We start from the raw sequence: 20,803 nt of genomic DNA, 5'->3' as shown, positions 1-20,803 counted from the left end.
CTGGATTCCGCCCCTTGAACAGCCTGCGCCAGCGCCTCGAAAACCTGTCCGTCGGCCGAAAGCTGCTGGCCGCCCTGCTGGTCCTGGTGACCACCGTTCTGCTGATCGCCAACCTGGCCTTCATCAGCGCCGCCTACTGGATCTCCCAGGAGAGCATGGCGCCCCAGGCCCTGCAGACCCTGGGGCGGCTCTTCGCCACCGCGCCGCTTTCCCGCGAGGCCCTGTCCTCTCCCGAGGCCGCTCGCGACCTGCTCAACCAACTGGACAGCTACGCCCCGCTGCGCGCCGCCGCGCTCTACGACGGCCAGGGCGAGCTGCTGGCACAGCTGATCAGCGGCAGCACCCTCAAGCTGCCGCAGCACGCCGAGAAGCTGCAACGCTGGCGCCTGCACGAATTCCGCACCAGCCAGGTGGTCGAGCTGCCCCAGGACAACGGCCCACCTGGCCACCTGCTGCTGGTGGCTTCCAGTGAGCTGCCCGGCGCCTTCTACACCGGCACCCTTACCGCCAGCCTGGCGATCCTCGCCAGCAGCGTGCTGCTCTGGCTGCTGGTGGCGCGGCAGATCCGGCGCATGGTCACCGGGCCAATCCGGCGCCTGGAAGAACTGTCGCGCCAGGTCACCCGCGAGGAGAACTACGCCCTGCGCGCCCAGCGCGGGCACCGCGACGAACTGGGCAGCCTGGCCGACGCCTTCAACACCATGCTCAGCCGCATCGAGGCCCGCGAGCAGCAGCTCAAGCGCGCCCGCGACGACTCCCAGGCCGCCGTCGACCAGGCCCAGGCACTGGCGGAGGAGACCCGCCACTCCAACCGCAAGCTGGAGCTGGAGGTGCAGGTGCGCAGCAAGATCGAGAAGAAGCTCACCGGCTTCCAGAACTACCTCAACAGCATCATCGACTCGATGCCCTCGGCGCTCATCGCCCTGGACGAACAGCTCTACGTCACCCAGTGGAACCAGGAAGCCACCGCGCTTTCCGGCACCACCCTGGACGACGCCCTGAACCAGCCGGTATTTCTTGCCTTCCCCTCGCTCAAGCCCTTCCTGCCGCAGATCAAGCTCACCGCCGAACGCCACAAGGTGGAGAAGGTCGAGCGGGTCAGTTGGCTGCTGGGCGACGAGGTGCGCCACTACGCCCTGACCTTCTACCCGCTGATGGGCGGCACCGGGCGCGGTGTGGTTATCCGTATCGACGACATCACCCAGCGCCTGTCCATGGAAGAGCTGATGGTGCAGTCGGAAAAGATGCTCAGCGTCGGCGGCCTGGCTGCCGGCATGGCCCACGAGATCAACAACCCCCTGGGGGCCATCCTGCACAACGTGCAGAACATCCGTCGACGCCTGTCACCGGAGCTGGAGAAGAACCTGGAGCAGGCCCGAGCCGACGGCATCTGCCTGGATTCGGTGAACCATTACCTGGAGGCCCGCGAGGTGCCCAAGCTGCTGGACGGCATCTACCAGGCCGGCTCGCGGGCGGCGAAGATCGTCACTCACATGCTGTCCTTCAGCCGCCGCAGCAACCGCCAACTGGCGCCCTGCCTGCTGCCGGTGCTGCTGGACCAGGCCGTGGAGATCGCCAGCAACGACTTCGACCTGACCGAGGGTTTCGACTTCAAGGGCATGACCATCACCCGCCTCTTCGACCCCGAACTGGGACCGGTGCCGGGCACCGCCAACGAACTGGAACAGGTGCTGCTCAACCTGCTGAAGAACGCCGCCCAGGCGATCCACCAGCGCGAGGACGACCTGGAAGGCCATATCACCCTGCGCACCCGCCTGGCGCCGCCCTGGGCGGAAATCCAGGTGGAAGACAACGGCGTCGGCATCCCCGAGAACGTGCGCAAGCGCATCTTCGAGCCCTTCTTCACCACCAAGGAAGTGGGCCAGGGCACCGGGCTGGGCCTGTCGGTTTCCTATTTCATCATCACCAACAACCACAAGGGCCAGATGGAGGTGCAGTCCAAGCCCGGCCAGGGCACCTGCTTTACCCTGCGCCTGCCGCTGGCCTCCAGCCCCACGGGAACCTGATATGGGCAACCGCCTTTCGAAGATCTACACCCGCACCGGCGACAAGGGTGAAACCGGCCTTTCCGGCAACCGCCGCGTGCCCAAGGACCACCCGCGCATCGAGGCCATAGGCGAGGTGGACTCGCTCAACAGCCAGCTCGGCCTGCTGCTGGCGCAACTGACCGAGCAGCACGGCGCCTGCCCGGGGCTGGGTGAGGTGAGCGAGGTGCTTGCGCCCTGCCAGCACCGCCTGTTCGACCTCGGCGGCGAACTGTCGATGCCTGAATACCAGGTGCTGGAGGAAGGCGAGGTGCAACGCCTGGAGGCGGCCATCGACCTGTGGAACGAAGAGCTGGGGCCGCTGAAGAACTTCATCCTCCCCGGCGGCTCGGCCCTGGTGGCCCAGGCCCATGTCTGCCGCTCCGCTGCCCGCAGCGCCGAACGCCGCGCCCAGACCCTCAACGCCGAGGAAGCCCTGCGCGGTGAACTGCTGGCCTACCTCAACCGCCTCTCCGACCTGCTCTTCGTCGCCGCCCGGCTGATCGCACGGCGCCAAGGCGTCGATGAAGTGTTGTGGCAGGCGGCGACGCGGGGCTGAGCTGGAAGCTGGAAGCTGGAAGCTGGAAGCTGGAAGCTGGAAGCTGGAAGCTGGAAGCTGGAAGCTGGAAAAGCCTGGGGGATCGACGGAAACCGTCAACCCTCGGGTTTATTTATTTCCTCACCCCTGACATACCCGGGAAAGCCCGAACGTAGGGTGGACCACGCTTCACCGGTCCACCGCAGCGGAGCCCGGATCGGCACCGCCGGTGGATGCAAAAAGCAGCACCCACCCTACACGCAACCCCCCGCTTCAGGCTTCAGGCTTCAGGCTTCAATCTTTAGTGGGCCAAAACGCCCTGATCCCCGCCACGCCCTGGGCGCCGGTCTGCCAGGCGCGCTGGAGGTCGTCCGGGCCGACGCCACCGAGCAGGAATACCGGCTTGTTGAAGCGACGGATCATCTCCTGGGCGGCGTCCCAGCCCAGCGGCTGGGCGTCGGGGTGGGTCTGGGTGGCCTGCAGCGGCGACAGGGTGACGAAATCCACGCCCATCTCGGTGGCCAGTTCCAGTTCTTCCGCGCTGTGGCAGGAGGCGGCCAGCCAGCGTTCCTTGGGGAACGGACGACCGCGGGGTGCATAGCGGCGCAACTGGTCGGCGGTGAGGTGCCAGCCTGCGGCGGGGAAGTCCCCCAGCCACTCCAGCGGACCCTTGAGCATCAACTGGGCGCGACGGGCGCAAAGGCCCTGGATGTCTACCGCCAGGTCGCGGTACTGAGCGTCGAACATGTTCGGCGCACGCAGCTGGATCAGGCGCGTGCCCTTGGCCAGCGCGGCGCGAACGCCTTGCAGCAGCTCCTGCGGCTCCAGTTCGTCCGGCGTGATGAGGTAGCGATCGGGCAGGCGCGCCGCCGCCAGGATCGGCTGGTTGGCGGCAGGGAATTCGTAGTCGGCCAGCTCCTGCTCGGTGGCCCAGGCCAGGGGCTGGCCTTCGGCGCCATGGGGCTCGCCCGTGAAGGCAGAGACTTCCCAGACATCCAGCAGCACCTGCTTGTCGGGGTAGTCGTGGTGCACCTGGATCAGCGGCCGCGCCGAGCTGACGCGAATGCCCAGTTCCTCCTCGAGCTCCCGCGACAGGGCGACCTGAACGGCTTCGCCCTCCTCCACCTTGCCGCCCGGGAACTCCCACAGGCCGCCCTGGTGCTTGTCGTCCGGCCGGCGTGCGATCAGCACCCGGCCGTCGGCGCCACGGATGACCGCAGCCGCCACGTGCACTCGCTTCATTCGATGATCTCCGTTTCCTGCAGGGCGGCCTGGTACCAACGCTGGAACGCGGGCCACCGGTAGATGGTGTCGACATAGGCCGCGGCTTCGGCGGGAAGCTCCACAGCGTAGCTGCGCAGGCGGCTGGCCACCGGCGCGTAGAAGGCATCGGCGATGCTGGCATGGCCGAACAGGTAGGGGCCGTCCTGGCCGAAGCGGCGGCGGCAGTCGGACCAGATGGCGCAGACGCGGCGGATGTCCTCAGCGGCCTCTTCCGGAATGCCATCGAGCGCCTGGTTGCGCTTCAGGTCCATGGGCATGTGGCTGCGCAGGGCGACGAAGCCGCTGTGCATCTCGGCACAGATGGAGCGGGCATGGGCACGGGCCGCCTGGCCGAAGGGCCAGAGGTGGGCTTCGGGGAAACGCTCGGCGAGGTATTCGGCGATGGCCAGGGAATCCCAGATGACGCCGTCGGCTTCGGTTTCCAGTACCGGTACCTTGGCTGTGGGCGAACGCGCCAGCAGGCGTTTGTGGCTATCGGCGGCGTAGAGCGGGATACGCAGTTCCTCGTAGGGGGCGCCGGTCAGCTCCATGGCCAGCCAGCCGCGCAACGACCAGGAGGAGTAGTTCTTGTTGCCGATAACCAGGGTGAGTGCCATGCGTTTCTCCTTGAGCCCGATGGTTTGTCCAGGCGGGTCGATGGACCTTAAAAGGCGCATGCGGGGATGGCAAATTCCCATTGCTCATGGGGCCATGAACGCCGGGAATGCCAGGGACGAGTATCAGCGCAGCCGCAGGCGAACCTGCGGCTGCGTCGGGCTCAGGTGCGGTATTCCGCGTTGATCTTGACGTACTCGTGGGACAGGTCGGTGGTCCAGATGGTTTCGCTGCAACCGCCACGACCCAGCTCGATACGGATGCCGATCTCTTCGCGGGCCATCACGGCGGCGCCCAGGTCCTCGGTGTAGGTGGCCGCGCGGCCGCCCTTGCTGGCGATGCAGACATCACCGAGGAACACGTCGATCTTGCTCACGTCCAGCTGCGGTACGCCGGCACGGCCGACGGCGGCGAGGATGCGCCCCCAGTTCGGGTCGGAGGCGAACAGCGCAGTCTTGATCAGCGGCGAGTGGGCCACGGCGTAGGCGACGTCCAGGCACTCCTGGTAGGTACCGCCGCCATTTACCTGCACGGTGACGAACTTGGTGGCGCCTTCACCGTCACGGACGATGGCCTGAGCCACTTCCATGGAGACTTCCAGCACGGCCTGCTTGAGCGCGGCGAACAGCTCGCCGCTGGCCTGGGTCACTTCCGGCAGTGCGGCCTGGCCGGTGGCGACCAGCATGCAGCAGTCGTTGGTGGAGGTGTCGCCATCGATGGTGATGCGGTTGAAGGACTTGTTGGCGGCATCGCGCAGCAGGTCCTGCAGCACACCCTGGGCGACCTTGGCGTCGGTGGCGATGTAGCCGAGCATGGTGGCCATGTTGGGCTTGATCATGCCGGCGCCCTTGCTGATGCCGGTGACGGTGACGGTGACGCCGTCGTGCACGAACTGGCGGCTGGCACCCTTGGGCAGGGTGTCGGTGGTCATGATGCCGGTGGCGGCAGCAGCCCAGTTGCCTTCGGCGAGGTCGGCCAGGGCATCGCCCAGGGCGGCTTCGATCTTCTCGACCGGCAGCGGCTCGCCGATCACACCGGTGGAGAACGGCAGCACGGCGGTGGCATCGACGCCCGCCAGCTCCGCCAGGCGCGCGCAGGTGCGCTCGGCGGCAGCCAGGCCCGGCTCGCCGGTGCCGGCGTTGGCATTGCCGGTGTTGGTCAAGAAGTAGCGCACGGGACCGAGGACGCGCTTCTTGGAGAGGATCACCGGGGCTGCGCAGAAGGCGTTGAGGGTGAACACGCCGGCGACGGTGGAGCCTTCGGCGCAGCGCATGACCACTACGTCCTTGCGGCCTGGGCGCTTGATGCCGGCAGAGGCGATGCCGAGTTCGAAACCGGGAACCGGGTGCAGGGTGGGCAGGGGGCCGAGACCAACAGCCATGGAAGCGCTCCTTGTCGTGTCGTCAGGTGAAGCGGCGGTGCCGGAGCGCCACCGTTCTGGGGATGTCGAGTTGAAAACGCCGCGAGCGGCTGAGCCGGTCGCGGCGTGGGGAACTACAGCTTAGCCTCAGCTGATCTGGCCGTGGCAGTGCTTGTATTTCTTGCCGGAGCCGCAGGGGCAGGGCTCGTTGCGGCCGACCTTGGGCTCGGTGCGGACCGGCGCAGCGGCAACGGCTACGTCGCCCTCTTCGCCCAGCTCCTGGGGTTCTTCGAGACCCGGGGCTTCGGCGTGCTGGAACTGCATGCGCTTGGCCAGTTCCTCGGCCTCGCGGCGCAGGCGGGCCTCTTCCTCGGCCGGGTCTTCACGACGGACCTGGACATGGGACAGCACACGGATGGTGTCGCGACGGATGGAATCCAGCAGCTCCTGGAACAGGGTGAAGGATTCGCGCTTGTATTCCTGCTTGGGGTTCTTCTGTGCGTAACCGCGCAGGTGGATACCGTGGCGCAGGTGATCCATGGTGGACAGGTGGTCCTTCCACAGGTCGTCCAGCACGCGCAGCAGCATCTGCTTCTCGAAGGAGCGCAGGGCTTCGGCGCCGGCGAGCTCTTCCTTCTCGTTGTAGGCGATGGTGAGCTGCTCGAGGATCTTCTCGCGCAGGGTGTCTTCGAACAGCTTGTCGTCTTCGTCCAGCCACTGTTGGATCGGCAGCTTGATGCCGAAGTCGCTGTAGAGCGCCATTTCCAGGCCGGTGATGTCCCACTGCTCGGGCAGGGATTGCGGCGGGATATGGGTGTCGATGGTGCGACCCAGCACATCTTCGCGGAACTCGGCGATGGTCTCGCCGATGTCGTCGGCGGCCAGCAGGCTGTTGCGCATGTGGTAGATCACCTTGCGCTGCTCGTTGGCCACGTCGTCGAATTCGAGGAGCTGTTTGCGGATGTCGAAGTTGCGGCCTTCGACCTTGCGCTGGGCCTTCTCGATGGCGTTGGTGACCATGCGGTGCTCGATGGCTTCGCCGGACTGCATGCCCAGGGCCTTCATGAAGTTCTTCACCCGGTCGGAGGCGAAGATGCGCATCAGGCTGTCTTCCAGCGACAGGTAGAAACGGCTGGAGCCCGGGTCACCCTGGCGACCGGCACGGCCACGCAGCTGGTTGTCGATACGGCGGGACTCGTGACGCTCGGAGGCGACCACATGCAGGCCGCCGGCTTCGATCACCTGCTGGTGGCGCTTCTGCCAGTCGGCCTTGATCTGCGCGATCTGCTCTTCGGTGGCGTTCTCCAGGGCGGCGACTTCGACCTCCCAGTTGCCGCCGAGGAGGATGTCGGTACCACGACCGGCCATGTTGGTGGCGATGGTCACGGCGCCCGGACGACCGGCCTGGGCAATGATCTCGGCTTCCTTCTCGTGGTACTTGGCGTTCAGTACCTTGTGCTCGATGCCGCCCTTGACCAGCAGCTGCGAGACGTACTCGGAGCTTTCGATCGAGGCGGTACCCACCAGCACCGGACGACCATTGGCCTGGCAGTCCTTGATGTCGGTGATGATGGCGGCGTACTTCTCTTCCTGGGTCAGGTAGACCAGGTCGTTGAAGTCCTTCCGGGCGATCGGGCGGTGGGTCGGGATCACCATCACTTCGAGGCCGTAGATCGAATGGAATTCGAAGGCTTCGGTGTCGGCGGTACCGGTCATGCCGGACAGCTTGGAGTAGAGGCGGAAGTAGTTCTGGAAGGTGGTGGAGGCCAGGGTCTGGCTCTCGGCCTGGATGTTCAGGCCTTCCTTCGCTTCGATGGCCTGGTGCAGGCCTTCGGAGAGGCGGCGGCCGGGCATGGTGCGGCCGGTGTGCTCGTCGATCAGCAGGACCTGATCGTTCTGCACGATGTATTCGACGTTGCGGTGGAACAGGGTGTGCGCGCGCAGGCCGGCGTAGACGTGGGTCAGCAGGCCCAGGTTATGCGCGGAGTACAGGCTCTCGCCTTCGGCCAGCAGGCCGGCCTGGGTGAGCATGTCTTCGATGAACTGGTGGCCCTGCTCATTGAGCTCGACCTGGCGGGTCTTCTCGTCGACCGAGTAGTGGCCTTCCTGGACGACGTTGCCCTCTTCCGGCTCGACGTGCTTCTTGAGCCGCGGGATCAACGCGTTGATCTGCATGTACAGCTTGGAGCTGTCTTCGGCCTGGCCGGAGATGATCAGCGGGGTACGCGCTTCGTCGATGAGGATGGAGTCCACTTCGTCGATCACGGCGAAGTTCAGCTCACGCTGGAATTTGTCTTCCAGGCTGAAGGCCATGTTGTCGCGCAGGTAGTCGAAACCGAATTCGTTGTTGGTGCCGTAGGTGATGTCGGCGGCGTAGGCGGCGCGCTTTTCTTCCGGCGGCTGGAACGGGGTGACGATGCCGAGGCTGAGGCCGAGGAATTCGTACAGCGGACGCATCCAGTTGGCGTCGCGGCGGGCCAGGTAGTCGTTCACCGTGACCACGTGCACGCCCTTGCAGGACAGCGCGTTGAGGTAGACCGGCAGGGTACCCACGAGGGTCTTGCCCTCACCGGTACGCATCTCGGCGATCTTGCCTTCGTGGAGGGTCATGCCGCCGATCAGCTGCACGTCGAAGTGGCGCATGCCCATCACGCGCTTGCCGGCCTCGCGGGCCACGGCAAAGGCTTCAGGCAGGATCTGGTCGAGGGTTTCACCTTTGGCCACTCGCGCCTTGAACTCTTCGGTCTTGGCCCTGAGCTGCTCGTCGGACAGCGCGACCATCTGCTCTTCCAGGGCGTTGATCGCCTGGACAGCCTTGGCCATGCGCTTCACTTCGCGCTCGTTCTTGCTTCCAAAGAGTTTCTTCAACAAAGGCGCAAACATATCGACAGGATCTTCCACATATATGGATGGGGGGCGGCCCCGGAGTCGCCCACGCAGCCTTCATGGCTGCTTGCGAAGGGGGCATTCTACCCGGATTCGTTGTAGAGAAAAGTAGCGTTACTCCGCTGCTGCGGAACGAGCTATATAGAGGGCCGGGTTGACCACCTCACCGCCCCGGGTGACCTCGAAATGCACGTGGGCACCCGTGGATCGGCCACTGCTGCCGACTTCGGCGATGGCCTGGCCACGCTGCACCAGATCACCGACCTGCACCAAGTTCTTCTTGTTGTGTGCATAGAGGGTGCGATAGCCATCGGCATGGCTGATCTCGACCATGTTGCCGTAGCCGGTCTTGCGCCCGGACCAGGTGACGACACCTGCACCGACCGCCAATACATCGCTGCCAGCCTTGGCGGCGAAATCCACGCCCTTGTGCCGGCTCAAACGCCCCGTGAGGGGATCGGTGCGCACGCCGAAAGGCGAGGAGATGTAGCCCTGCAACACCGGGCGCCCGGCCAGGTGCTCAGCCGCACTGATGCGCCGTTCGCCCAGCAGTTGCTCGAGGACTTCCAGCTGCTGCTCGCGGCTTTCGAGGCGTTCGGTGAGGCTGTCCAGCACATCCATGAAGGGCGGGGCCTGGTAGGCGGGCGCGTCGAGGGGGTCTTCCGGGCCACCCTGGCCGACATTGAGGGAGAAGTCGAACTCGCTGGAGTCCAGCTCAGCCAGTTCGGCGACACGCTCGCCCAGCGCATCGAGCCGGGTGAGGCGGGCCTGGAGATCAGCGATATGCGCACCAAAAGCGTCAAGCTGGCGCTGGGCATCGGCCCGCGCCTGGCTCACCTGGCTGCGCTGCTCATCGAGCGCGAGGGTCATCTGCTGGCTGTCTTCGGCGCTGGGCGCGGCCGGTTTGATCCAGGCGCCCAGGGCGATCCCCGATGCGAGAACCAACGCCAGCAGCACGCCACCGAGCGCCAGGAGAACGCGCAGGTCGAGGCTCAGCGAACGCGCTGCCCCATGCCGGCGGCTCAGAAGAATGATGTGCATGACTTCCCCAATTGATCGAGCATTACCCGGTGCAGCCTTCTGCTACCATGGCCACTCTGTATTCTTCAGGCGTCCTGCCATGTCTTTTCGTCCCTTGCCGGCCCGGTCCCCCGCCGCACTGCTGCGTGAGGAAAAACCGCTCAAGGCCCTGTTCAACCAGGCCCAGCGCATCGACCATCTACAGCATCTGCTGGAAAGCCAACTGCAACCTGCAGCGCGCGAGCATTGCCGTGTCGCCTCGTGGCGAGAGGGCTGCCTGATGCTGATCATCAGCGACGGCCATTGGGCTACGCGCCTGCGCTACCAGCAACGTCGACTGCAGCGCCAGCTTCAGGCACTCGGAGAGTTCGCGACCTTAACGAAAATCATCTTCAAGGTGCAACCTCCCCAAGGCTCGGCACGTGCACCAGGCCGCACCATCGAACTGTCGGCCTTCGCCGCGGAAAGCATCCAGGCAACCGCCGAAGGCATCGAAGACCCGAAGCTGCGCGCCGCCCTGGAGCGCCTTGCCGAACGCGGCCGCAAAAACCGCGACGACTGATCCTCCGCGACAATCCGCCGCTCTGCCCTCCCCTTTTTCCAGCACAAAAAAAGAGGCCACCCAATGGGTGGCCTCCAAAGAAAGGAAAGAGGTATTGCTTACACGGCCGCTACCGGGCGCATGTAAGAGATGGGTGCGGTCTTGGCGTCTTCGAAGGTGACCACTTCCCAGGCATCCTTGTCGGCGATCAGTGCACGCAGCAGGCGATTGTTGAGTGCATGACCGGACTTGTAGCCACGGAACTCGCCGATGAGGCTGTTGCCGAGCAGGTAGAGGTCGCCGATGGCATCGAGGATCTTGTGCTTGACGAATTCGTCCTCGTAACGGAGGCCGTCTTCGTTCAATACGCTGTCCTCGTCAACCACGATGGCGTTCTCGACACTGCCGCCCAGGGCCAGATTGTGCGAGCGCAGGAATTCCAGATCACGCACGAAACCGAAGGTACGGGCGCGGCTGACTTCCTTGACGAAGGTGGTGCTGGAAAAATCGACAGACGCTTTCTGAGTGCGACCGTTGACCACCGGGTGGTCGAAGTCGATCTCGAAAGTGACCTTGAAACCATCGAACGGTACGAAGGTAGCGCGCTTGTCGCCATCCTGCACGCTCACTTCACGTTTGATGCGAATGAAGCGCTTGGCTGCGTCCTGTTCCTCGAGGCCAGCGGACTGGATGAGGAATACGAACGGACCGGCGCTGCCATCCATGATCGGTACTTCGGCTGCGGACAGCTCGACATAGGCGTTGTCGATGCCCAGGCCAGCCATGGCCGAGAGCAGGTGCTCGACCGTGCCGACCTTGACGTCGCCATTGAAAAGGTTGGTGGACATGGTGGTCTCACCGACGTTTTCGGCATAGGCGGCGATCTGGACGACGGGGTCCAGGTCGGTACGGCAGAACACGATGCCGGTATCCACAGGGGCGGGCTTGAGGGTCAGGTAGACCTTTTCCCCGGAATGCAGCCCTACGCCTGTGGCTCGGATGACGTTCTTTAAAGTGCGTTGTTTGATCATGGCAGTGGCCGCTTTCGCGCTAGTTGCGAACAGTTTTCAACAATGGCCGGGGATGATAGCAGAACCGGCCTTTGCTGAACACCAATCACAGACATAGCGTCGATAAACTTCATCAATCGGCCTGACGACGCAGGAAGGCCGGAATGTCCAGGTAATCCAGGTCATCCTGGGGGTTCATCTTGGCGGCGGTTGCGGCGCTGCCATGAGCCTGGTTGCGCATGACGGTCGGACGGTCCAGGTCACGGTAGTTGACCGACGGCTGTTCAGCGCGCTGCTGTGCCGGGGCGGCCACGGCGGCGGTGGACTGAACGGTGTTGTCGACGACCTTGACCGGTTTTTCCAGGCGCGCGCCCAGACCGGTGGCGACCACGGTGACGTGCAGCTCGTCGCGCATGTCCGGATCGATCACGGTGCCCACCTTGACGGTGGCGTGCTCGGAAGCGAACTGCTCGATGATGTTGCCGACATCGGAGTACTCACCCAGGGACAGGTCAGGACCGGCGGTGATGTTGACCAGGATGCCGCGGGCGCCCTGCAGGTTGACGTCATCCAGCAACGGGTTGCGGATGGCTTCCTCGGTGGCTTCACGGGCGCGATTCGGACCGCTGGCGCAGCCGGTACCCATCATCGCCATGCCCATTTCGCTCATCACGGTCTTCACGTCGGCGAAGTCGACGTTGATCATGCCGGGACGCTTGATGATGTCGGAGATACCGCGAACGGCACCGGCCAGCACGTCATCCGCCTTGGAGAACGCGGACAGCAGGCTCGCGTCCTTGCCGAGGATGGTCAGCAGCTTCTCGTTGGGGATGGTGATCAGCGAGTCGACGCTTTCCGACAGCGCGCGGATGCCCTCATCGGCGATCTGCATGCGCTTGCGGCCTTCGAACGGGAACGGACGGGTCACCACCGCAACGGTGAGGATGCCCATGTCCTTGGCCACTTCAGCGATGATCGGCGCCGCACCGGTACCGGTACCGCCACCCATGCCGGTGGTGATGAAGACCATGTCGGTGCCTTGCAGCACTTCGGCGATGCGCTCGCGGTCTTCCAGGGCGGCCTGGCGGCCGATTTCCGGATTGGCACCTGCGCCCAGACCCTTGGTAACGCCTGGGCCGAGTTGCAGGACGGTGCGCGCACCGACGTTCTTCAGAGCCTGGGCATCGGTGTTGGCGCAGATGAACTCGACGCCTTCGATGTTGCTCTTGGCCATGTGATTGACCGCGTTACCGCCGCCACCACCTACGCCGATTACCTTGATCACCGCGGTTTGCGGGACGTTATCTACGAGTTCGAACATTTCCCCTCTCCTTCCTTTTCTAGTTGTATCGCCTACTGCAAAACTCTTTAGAAGTTGCCCTGGACCCAGCGCTTGAGCCGTTCCAGAACAGGTGTCTTGGGTTCGTCACTGAAGCTGCCCAGGCCGCCGGACATCGAAATGCCGTCGGACTGCTTCTGCAGGCCGTACATGAGCAGGCCAACGCCGGTCGAGTAGATCGGGTTGCGCACCACGTCGCTCAGCCCCTTGACGCTATGCGGCACGCCCAGGCGCACCGGCATGTGGAAAATCTCTTCGGCGAGCTCGACCGCGCCCTCCATCTTCGCGGTGCCGCCGGTCAGGACGATGCCCGCCGGGATCAGGTCCTCGTAGCCGCTGCGACGCAGCTCGGCCTGGATCAGGGTGAAGAGCTCGTCGTAACGTGGCTCGACCACTTCGGCCAGTGCCTGGCGCGAGAGTTCCCGCGGCGGGCGGTCACCGACGCTCGGCACCTTGATGGTTTCGCCGGCACCGGCCAGTTTGGCCAGGGCACAGGCGTAGCGGATCTTGATCTCTTCGGCGTACTGGGTGGGCGTACGCAGGGCCATGGCGATGTCGTTGGTCACCTGGTCGCCGGCGATCGGGATCACCGCGGTATGACGGATCGCCCCCTCGGTGAAGATGGCGATGTCGGTGGTGCCGCCGCCGATGTCGACCAGGCACACGCCCAGCTCCTTCTCGTCGTCGGTGAGCACCGAGTAGGCCGAGGCCAGCTGCTCGAGGATGATGTCGTCCACCTCCAGGCCGCAGCGGCGCACGCACTTCTCGATGTTCTGCGCCGCGTTCACCGCGCAGGTCACCACATGGACCTTGGCCTCCAGGCGCACGCCGGACATGCCCAGGGGCTCGCGCACCCCTTCCTGGTTATCGATCACGTAGTCCTGGGCCAGGGTGTGCAGCACCCGCTGGTCAGCCGGGATGGCGACGGCCTGAGCGGCGTCGAGCACGCGCTCGATGTCCGCCGGGCTCACCTCGCGATCACGGATCGCCACGATGCCGTGGGAATTCAGGCTGCGGATGTGATTACCGGCTACGCCGACGAAGGCCGAGTGGATGCGGCAGCCCGCCATCATCTGCGCCTCTTCCACCGCGCGCTGGATGGACTGCACGGTGGACTCGATGTTCACCACCACGCCCTTCTTCAGGCCGCGGGAAGGATGGGTGCCGATCCCGACGATCTCCAACTGGCCGTCGGCCGCGATCTCGCCCACCAGCGCCACCACCTTGGAGGTGCCGATATCCAGGCCGACGATCATCTTGCCGCTCTGCACGCTTGCCATGGTTCTAACCTTCTCCTCAATTCGCACGGCTGGCTACGGCCGCCGCGGGTGCCTCTACCGGGGTTCGCCACGCTACCGCCAAGCCGTTGGGGTAACGCAGGTCGACGCGCTCGATGTTGGCGATCTGTTCTTTGAGCGTCTTCTCGTAGATCGAGATGAAGCGACGCATCTTTTCCACCAGATGATCCCTACCCAGGAGGATCTCCACGCCCTGTCCGGTGGACAGGAACCAGCTGCCGCGCTCGCGCAGCTCCAGTCGGGTGATGGAGAACCCGAGCGGGCGCAACATCTGGCTGAGCATCTGGTACTGCTGCATCACCTGTTCCTGAGCGCGCTGGGGCCCCCACAGCTGCGGCAGTTGTTCGTAATGGGCCAGTTCACGCGGGGTGAAGGCCTGGCCCTGGTTGTTCAGCAGTGCCTCGTCGCCCCAGCGGGCGATCGGCAGTTGTTCTTCAAGGCGGATCATCACCTGGTCCGGCCATACCCGGCGCACCTCGGCGTGGGCGATCCAGGGCATCTGCTCCAGCTCGCTGCGCATGCCGGCCAGGTCGATGCTGAAGAAGCTCGCCGCGATGTACGGGGCGATGCGCTGCTGCACCGCCTGCTGGCTGATGTAGCTCAGGTCGCCCTGCACGTTGATCTTGGCGATGGGGCGATCCGCATAGGGCAGCAACCGCTGCGCCGCTTCATAGGCACCGAACCCCAGCACCACCAGCACCACCGGCCAGACCAGGCGTTTGAACACGCTGAAATTCGGCTTGGGCAGGCGGGTGCTGAGCGGCTCCTTGGCCACCATCCGGCTGGCACCACGCGGCACCGGCTTGCGCTGGGGAGCGCGGCCGATGGCGGGTTGCGGATGACGGATCGCGGCGCCACGCATGTGCTTAACCTCGTGCCTCGACGCTGTCGGCCAGGATCGCCAGCACCAGCTGCTGGTAATCCAGGCCCGCAGCGCGAGCGGCCATCGGGACCAGGCTGTGGTCGGTCATGCCTGGAACGGTATTCACTTCCAACAGCCAGAAGCGGCCGTCGGCGTCCTGCATCACGTCGGCACGCGCCCAGCCCTGGGTGCCCACCGCCTCGCAAGCGCGCGCGGTCAGGTCCTTGAGCTCCTGTTCCTTGGCCGCATCCAGCCCACAGGGAATCTGGTACTGGGTATCGCTGGCCAGGTACTTGGCGTCGTAGTCGTAGAAGGTGTGCGGCGTACCCAGGCGAATGGGCGGCAGCACCTGCCCGCGCAGCATCGCGATGGTGTACTCCGGCCCGTGGATCCACTGTTCCACCAGCACCTGGGAGTCGTAACGGCTGGCGCCTTTCCAGGCCTCCACCAGCGCGTCGACATCCGCCACCTTGGCCATGCCGATGCTCGACCCTTCGTGGGCCGGCTTGACGATCAGCGGGAAGCCCAGTGATTCGGCTGCCGCGCGGCAATCCACCTCGCTGGCCAGCACCGCGTGACGCGGCGTGGACAGGCCGAGGCTCTGCCACACCTGCTTGGTACGCAGCTTGTCCATCGCCAGGGCGGACGCCAGTACACCGCTGCCGGTGTAGGGGATGCCCAGGCACTCCAGCAGGCCCTGCATGCTGCCGTCTTCGCCGCCACGGCCGTGGAGGACGATGAAGGCGCGGTCGATCTTCTCGGCGGCCAGGCGCTGCAGCAGGTCATCGCCAACGTCGATGCCGAAGGCGTCGACGCCTGCGCCCTGGAGCGCTTCCAGAACCATGCTGCCGGACTTCAGCGACACTTCACGCTCGGCACTGCGACCGCCGTAGAGCACGGCGACACGACCGAACGCCTTGGGATCGAGCGTGGACTTCAGGTTCGCACTCATGACTCTTTCCTCGCGGCGGCATCAGCGGCGCCACCGAACATCGGGTTCTGGATCAGTTGCGGGGCCAGGCCACCGATATCGCCGGCGCCCTGGCAAAGCAGGATGTCGCCAGCGCGCAGCAGCGGCTTGACCAGCGGCGCCAGGTCGACGCCGCGCTCGATGTAGATCGGGTCCAGCTGGCCGCGCTGGCGGATGCTGTGGCACAGCTGGCGGCTGTCCGCACCGGGGATGGGCTCTTCGCCCGCCGGGTAGACCTCCATCAGCAGCAGCACGTTGGACTCGCCCAGCACCTGCACGAAGTCGTCGTACAGATCACGGGTGCGGCTGTAGCGGTGCGGCTGGTAGACCATCACCAGGCGACGCTCCGGCCAGCCACCCCGTACGGCCTTGATCACCGCCGCGACTTCGCGCGGGTGGTGGCCGTAGTCGTCGACCAGCATCACGCTGCCGCCTTCGACCTGCAGCTCGCCGTAGACCTGGAAGCGGCGGCCCACGCCCTGGAAGCCCGACAGGCCACGGACGATGGCCTCGTCGTCGATGCCTTCATCGGTGGCGATGGCGATGGTCGCCAGCGCGTTCAATACGTTGTGGTTGCCCGGCATGTTCACCGAGACGTCCAGCGGCGCACGGTCCTTGCGCAGCACGGTGAAGAAGGTCTGCATGCCCTGCTGGCGCACGTTGATCGCGCGCAGGTCGGCGTCCTCGGCGAAGCCGTAGGTCACGGTCGGGCGCGCCACTTGCGGGAGGATCTCACGCACCACCGGGTCGTCCACGCAGAGCACTGCCAGGCCATAGAACGGCAGGTTGTGGAGGAACTCGACGAAGGTCTTCTTCAGCTTGTTGAAGTCGCCGCCATAGGTGCTCATGTGGTCGGCGTCGATGTTGGTGACCACGGCGACCATCGGCTGCAGGTGCAGGAAGCTGGCATCGCTTTCATCGGCTTCGGCCACCAGGTAGCGGCTGGTGCCCAGTTGCGCGTTGGTGCCGGCGGCGTTCAGGCGGCCGCCGATGACGAAGGTCGGGTCCAGGCCACCGGCGGCGAATACCGAGGCGATCAGGCTGGTGGTGGTGGTCTTGCCATGGGTACCGGCAACGGCGATGCCGTGGCGGTAGCGCATCAGTTCGGCCAGCATCTCGGCGCGCGGCACCACGGGGATGCGACGCTCCAGGGCGACGGCGACTTCCGGGTTGGCCTTGTTCACTGCACTGGAAACCACCAGCACATCGGCGTTCTCGGCGTTCTCGGCGCGGTGGCCGATGAAGATCTGCGCGCCGAAGCTCTCCAGCCGCGCGGTCACGGCCGACGCCTTGAGGTCGGAGCCGGAGACGTTGTAACCGAGGTTCAGCAACACCTCGGCGATCCCGCACATGCCCACGCCGCCGATGCCGACGAAGTGGATGCGGCGGATACGGCGCATTTCCGGTTGCGGCATGGCTTTTTGGTTCTCAACCATGGGCCACCTCCAGGCAGATATCGACCACGCTGCGGGTGGCATCGGGCTTGGCCAGACTGCGGGCGATAGCGCCCATGGCCTTGAGTCGTTCGGGTTGCATCAGTACCTCGGTCAACCGCGCGGCGAGTGTGGCCGCGTCGGTGGCATGTTGCGGGAGAAGGAAGGCCGCGCCCTCCTTCGCCAGGTAATCGGCATTGCGCGACTGGTGATCGTCGATCGCATGGGGCAGCGGCACCAGGAAGGACGGCAACCCGGCGGCGGCGAGCTCGCTGACGGTCAGCGCGCCGGAGCGGCAGATGACCAGATCGGCCCAGGCATAGGCCCGCGCCATATCCTTGATGAAGGGTGCGACCTCCGCTTCGACACCGGCTTCGCGATAACGCTCCGCGGTGACCCCATCGTGATTCTTGCCGGCCTGGTGGAACACCTGCGGGCGCAGCTCGGCGGGCAGCAAGGCGACGGCTGCCGGCAGCAATTTGTTCAACGGCTCGGCACCCAGGCTGCCGCCCAGCACCAGCAGGCGCGGCGTGCGGCCGGCCAGGGCGTCGCGCGGGGTTTCCAGGAACAGCTCTTCGCGCACCGGGTTGCCGGTGGTACGGCGCTTGTCGCTGGTCCCGAAGGTATCTGGGAAGGCTTCGCACACGCGACTGGCGAAGGGCGCCAGGCTGCGGTTGGCGGTGCCGGCGACGGCGTTCTGCTCGTGGATCACCAGCGGTACGCCGGCCAGGCGCGCGGCCAGGCCGCCGGGGCCGGTCACGTAGCCGCCCATGCCCAGTACGCAAACGGGCTTCAGCTCGCTTACCACACGGCGCGCCTGGAACAGCGAGCGCACCAGGGCGAAGGGCGCCTTGAGCAGGGATTTCACCCCCTTGCCACGCAGGCCGGTGACCTGGATCAGGTGCAGCGGCAGGCCGGCCTGGGGCACCAGGTCATTCTCGATGCCGCGCGGGGTACCCAGCCAGTGCACGCTGTAGCCGCGGGACTGGAACTCACGGGCGCAGGCCAGGGCGGGGAACACATGCCCACCGGTGCCGCCTGCCATGATCAATACGTTGCCACTCATGGGCGCACCTCTTCTTCGAGGAAGTCGCTCTCGACGAACTCGATGTCTTCATTGCCCAGATGGGTCCGGCTCTCCCATTCGATCCGCAGCAGCAGCGCGAGGCAGACGCAGCAGATCACCAGGGAGCTGCCGCCGTAGCTGAGGAACGGCAGGGTCAGGCCCTTGGTCGGCAGCAGGCCGACGTTCACGCCGATGTTGATCAGCACCTGGCCGATCCACTGGAAGGCCAGGCCATAGGCCACATAGGCCGAGAAATACTGGCGCGCGCGCTCGGCGCACAGGCCGATGTGCAGCGCGCGCACGCTGACGAACACGAACAGGCCGACCGTCGCCAGTGCGCCGACCATGCCCAGCTCCTCCGCCAACACGGCAAAGACGAAGTCGGTGTGCGCCTCGGGCAGGTAGAACTGCTTCTGGATGCTGTTGCCCAGGCCGACGCCGAACCATTCGCCACGGCCGAAGGCGATCAGCGCCTGGCTCAACTGGTAGCCGGCGCCGTACTGGTCGGCCCAGGGGTCGATGAAGTTGGTCAGACGCTGCATCCGGTAACTCTGGCTGGTCATCACCAGTATCCCGGCCCCCAGTACCGCACCGACCAGCGGTACGAAGCGCACCAGGTTGATGCCGCCGAGGAACAGCATGGCGATGCACGAGCCCACCAGCACGACGGTGGCCCCGAAGTCCGGCTCCGCCAGCAGCAGCACGGCGATGGGGCCGAGCACCAGCATGGGCTTGATGAAACCGGTGAGCTTCTCGCGCACTTCATCCTGGCGACGCACCAGGTAGCCTGCGATGAACATCACGGTGAACAGCTTGGCCAGTTCGGACGGCTGCAGGTTGAACAGGCCGAAGCCGATCCAGCGCTTGGCACCGTTGACCTCGCGACCGATGCCCGGCAGCAGCACCAGGATCAGCAGCACGAAGGCGAGCAGCATCAGGCGCGCGCCATGGCGCTGCCAGAAGCTCATGGGCACCTGCAGGGTAATGATGCAGGCGACCCCGCCGATGGCCAGGTAGATCAGATGGCGGATGGAGTGATAAAGCGGATTGCCGGACAGCGCTGCCGCCACCTCGGACGACGCCGAGGTGATCATCACCAGGCCCAGGCCGAGCAGCGCCAGGCAACCCGCGAGCAGCGGGAAGTCCAGGTCGATGCCACGGCGACTGCGCAGTGGCGACTGCAGGGCGAACAGGCGGGCCAGCATCAGGCAAGACCCTCCGCAGCCTGGGCGAACAGGCGCCCGCGTTCTTCGAAGTTCTTGAACATGTCGAGACTGGCACAGGCGGGCGACAGCAGCACGGCGTCCCCTTCCTGGGCGAGTTCGGCGCAACGGCTCACGGCCTCATCCAGGGTGCGCACCCGCACCAGCGGCAATGCATCGCCCAGGACAGAGGCGATCTGTTCGGCATCGCGCCCCAGCAGGACCACGGCGCGGCAGAAACGCGCAACGGGCTCGCGCATGCTGGAGAAGTCGGCCCCCTTGCCATCACCACCGGCGATCAGCACCAGCTTGCCGTCGATATCGGCACCCAGGCCCTCGATCGCCGCCAGGGCGGCGCCGACATTGGTGGCCTTGGAGTCGTCGTAATAGGCAACGCCGTTGCGCTCGCGCACCCACTGGCAGCGATGGGCCAGGCCGGTGAAGGTCTTCAGGGTTTCCAGCATCGGCGCCATGGGCAGCCCCACGGCATGGCCGAGGGCCAGGGCCGCCAGGGCATTGGCCTGGTTATGGGCACCCCGGATTTTCAGTTCACGCACAGGCAGCAGCTTGTCGAACTGGAAGGCCAGGTACTTCTCGCCATCCTCCTCGACCAGGCCGAAGCCCTTGAAATCGGGTTTGCTCAGGCCGAAGGTCCAGCACGGCAACTGATCGGCCACCAGCGGACGGGACAACGCATCGCCACGATTGACCACCACCTGCCGGGCGCCGCGGAAGATGCGGTGCTTGGCCAGGTGATAGGCCTGCATGTCGGCGTAGCGATCCATATGGTCTTCGCTGACGTTGAGCACCGTGGCCACCTCGGCATTGAGCCGATCGGTGGTTTCCAGCTGGAAGCTGGACAGCTCCATGACATACAGGTCGATGTCGTCGGCCAGCAGATCCAGCGCCGGAGTGCCCAGGTTGCCGCCAACGGCGACCTTGCGCCCGGCCGCCAGCGCCATCTCGCCCACCAGGGTGGTGACGGTGCTCTTGGCATTGGAACCGCTGATGGCGACGATCGGCGCCTTGGCGTAGCGGGCGAACAGTTCGATATCACCAGACAGCTTGACGCCGCGCTTGGCCGCTTCCTGCAGCGCCGGGGTGGCCAGGGCCAGGCCCGGGCTCACGTAGAGCTCGCTGGCACGGCTGAGGAAGTCCACGTCCAGTTCGCCGCAACGCACTTCCACGCCCGGGTACTGGGCACGCAGGGTGGCCAGCTCGGGCGGATTCTCGCGCGTGTCGGCCACGGCGAAACGCACGCCCTGGCGCGCCAGGAAGCGCACCAGGGACATGCCGCTCTTGCCGAGGCCGACAACGATGCGGAACTGGTCGGAAGCGATCAGGCTCATGGTCTC

General features: G+C 65.6%; 17 protein-coding genes. 3 read left to right on the top strand and 14 right to left on the bottom strand.

All coding sequences use genetic code 11. The features are described 5' to 3' along the window. Window positions 1–14 precede the first annotated feature (14 nt). Together PSm6_RS16395 and PSm6_RS16390 are read left to right on the top strand one after the other, a co-directional pair. On the top strand, window positions 15–2,027 hold the full coding sequence (locus PSm6_RS16395; RefSeq protein WP_265167770.1) for a sensor histidine kinase: 2,013 nt from the start codon (window positions 15–17) through the stop codon (window positions 2,025–2,027). A gap of 1 nt (window position 2,028) precedes the next feature. Beyond that, window positions 2,029–2,604, top strand: a complete 576-nt coding sequence (locus PSm6_RS16390) for a cob(I)yrinic acid a,c-diamide adenosyltransferase (RefSeq protein WP_021218404.1) — start codon at window positions 2,029–2,031, stop codon at window positions 2,602–2,604. 273 nt (window positions 2,605–2,877) lie between these two features. On the opposite strand, the gene PSm6_RS16385 is transcribed toward PSm6_RS16390, so the two are convergent. From PSm6_RS16385 to PSm6_RS16365, 5 genes are all read right to left on the bottom strand, one after another. Beyond that, window positions 2,878–3,825 carry a Nudix family hydrolase gene (locus tag PSm6_RS16385; protein ID WP_021218761.1) on the bottom strand — a complete coding sequence of 316 codons (948 nt, stop codon included), beginning with the start codon at window positions 3,823–3,825 and terminating at the stop codon, window positions 2,878–2,880. Further along, window positions 3,822–4,463 (bottom strand): glutathione S-transferase family protein, encoded by a 642-nt coding sequence (locus tag PSm6_RS16380; RefSeq protein WP_263400510.1) that lies wholly within the window; start codon window positions 4,461–4,463, stop codon window positions 3,822–3,824. Before PSm6_RS16380 ends, PSm6_RS16385 begins: the two co-directional genes overlap by 4 nt. 161 nt (window positions 4,464–4,624) lie before the next feature. After that, the gene (gene argJ, locus PSm6_RS16375; protein ID WP_021218763.1) at window positions 4,625–5,842 is read right to left on the bottom strand and encodes a bifunctional glutamate N-acetyltransferase/amino-acid acetyltransferase ArgJ; all 1,218 of its coding nucleotides are present in this window, start codon (window positions 5,840–5,842) and stop codon (window positions 4,625–4,627) included. Between the two features lie 126 nt (window positions 5,843–5,968). Beyond that, window positions 5,969–8,704: a preprotein translocase subunit SecA gene (secA, locus tag PSm6_RS16370; protein WP_031287482.1), complete on the bottom strand. Its 2,736-nt coding sequence runs from the start codon at window positions 8,702–8,704 to the stop codon at window positions 5,969–5,971. Window positions 8,705–8,821: 117 nt separating this feature from the next. Next, on the bottom strand, window positions 8,822–9,748 hold the full coding sequence (locus tag PSm6_RS16365; RefSeq protein WP_021218765.1) for a M23 family metallopeptidase: 927 nt from the start codon (window positions 9,746–9,748) through the stop codon (window positions 8,822–8,824). Between the two features lie 79 nt (window positions 9,749–9,827). Between PSm6_RS16365 and PSm6_RS16360 the strand changes: the two genes are divergently transcribed. After that, window positions 9,828–10,289: a DciA family protein gene (locus tag PSm6_RS16360; protein ID WP_021218766.1), complete on the top strand. Its 462-nt coding sequence runs from the start codon at window positions 9,828–9,830 to the stop codon at window positions 10,287–10,289. 98 nt (window positions 10,290–10,387) lie between these two features. Here the strand turns inward: PSm6_RS16360 and lpxC are convergent, their stop codons facing one another. The 9 genes from lpxC to murD all read right to left on the bottom strand — a co-directional run bounded on the left by lpxC (window position 10,388) and on the right by murD (window position 20,797). Next, window positions 10,388–11,299, bottom strand: coding sequence for a UDP-3-O-acyl-N-acetylglucosamine deacetylase (gene lpxC / locus PSm6_RS16355; RefSeq protein ID WP_021218767.1), 912 nt, complete (start codon window positions 11,297–11,299; stop codon window positions 10,388–10,390). 112 nt (window positions 11,300–11,411) lie between these two features. Next, the gene (ftsZ, locus tag PSm6_RS16350) at window positions 11,412–12,599 is read right to left on the bottom strand and encodes a cell division protein FtsZ (protein WP_021218768.1); all 1,188 of its coding nucleotides are present in this window, start codon (window positions 12,597–12,599) and stop codon (window positions 11,412–11,414) included. A gap of 47 nt (window positions 12,600–12,646) precedes the next feature. Beyond that, window positions 12,647–13,897 (bottom strand): cell division protein FtsA, encoded by a 1,251-nt coding sequence (gene ftsA / locus PSm6_RS16345; protein WP_021218769.1) that lies wholly within the window; start codon window positions 13,895–13,897, stop codon window positions 12,647–12,649. A gap of 16 nt (window positions 13,898–13,913) precedes the next feature. Then, window positions 13,914–14,777, bottom strand: a complete 864-nt coding sequence (locus PSm6_RS16340; protein WP_021218770.1) for a cell division protein FtsQ/DivIB — start codon at window positions 14,775–14,777, stop codon at window positions 13,914–13,916. Between the two features lie 4 nt (window positions 14,778–14,781). Next, window positions 14,782–15,729 (bottom strand): D-alanine--D-alanine ligase, encoded by a 948-nt coding sequence (locus PSm6_RS16335; RefSeq protein WP_265167769.1) that lies wholly within the window; start codon window positions 15,727–15,729, stop codon window positions 14,782–14,784. Beyond that, on the bottom strand, window positions 15,726–17,183 hold the full coding sequence (gene murC, locus PSm6_RS16330; RefSeq protein ID WP_265167768.1) for a UDP-N-acetylmuramate--L-alanine ligase: 1,458 nt from the start codon (window positions 17,181–17,183) through the stop codon (window positions 15,726–15,728). The genes PSm6_RS16335 and murC overlap by 4 nt, the downstream gene beginning before the upstream one ends. Next, window positions 17,176–18,246 carry an undecaprenyldiphospho-muramoylpentapeptide beta-N-acetylglucosaminyltransferase gene (gene murG, locus PSm6_RS16325; protein WP_043241417.1) on the bottom strand — a complete coding sequence of 357 codons (1,071 nt, stop codon included), beginning with the start codon at window positions 18,244–18,246 and terminating at the stop codon, window positions 17,176–17,178. Before murG ends, murC begins: the two co-directional genes overlap by 8 nt. Beyond that, entirely contained in the window at window positions 18,243–19,451 is a 1,209-nt protein-coding gene (ftsW, locus tag PSm6_RS16320) for a putative lipid II flippase FtsW (RefSeq protein ID WP_021218774.1), read from the bottom strand. The genes murG and ftsW overlap by 4 nt, the downstream gene beginning before the upstream one ends. Next, window positions 19,451–20,797 (bottom strand): UDP-N-acetylmuramoyl-L-alanine--D-glutamate ligase, encoded by a 1,347-nt coding sequence (gene murD, locus PSm6_RS16315; protein WP_265167767.1) that lies wholly within the window; start codon window positions 20,795–20,797, stop codon window positions 19,451–19,453. The genes ftsW and murD overlap by 1 nt, the downstream gene beginning before the upstream one ends. Between the last annotated feature and the right edge of the window lie 6 nt (window positions 20,798–20,803).

The sequence above is a fragment of the Pseudomonas solani genome, from assembly GCF_026072635.1.
Classification (GTDB): Bacteria; Pseudomonadota; Gammaproteobacteria; order Pseudomonadales; family Pseudomonadaceae; genus Metapseudomonas; species Metapseudomonas solani.
Note: the sequence above shows the minus strand (reverse complement) of the source record. Positions and strands in the feature narration are given on the sequence as shown.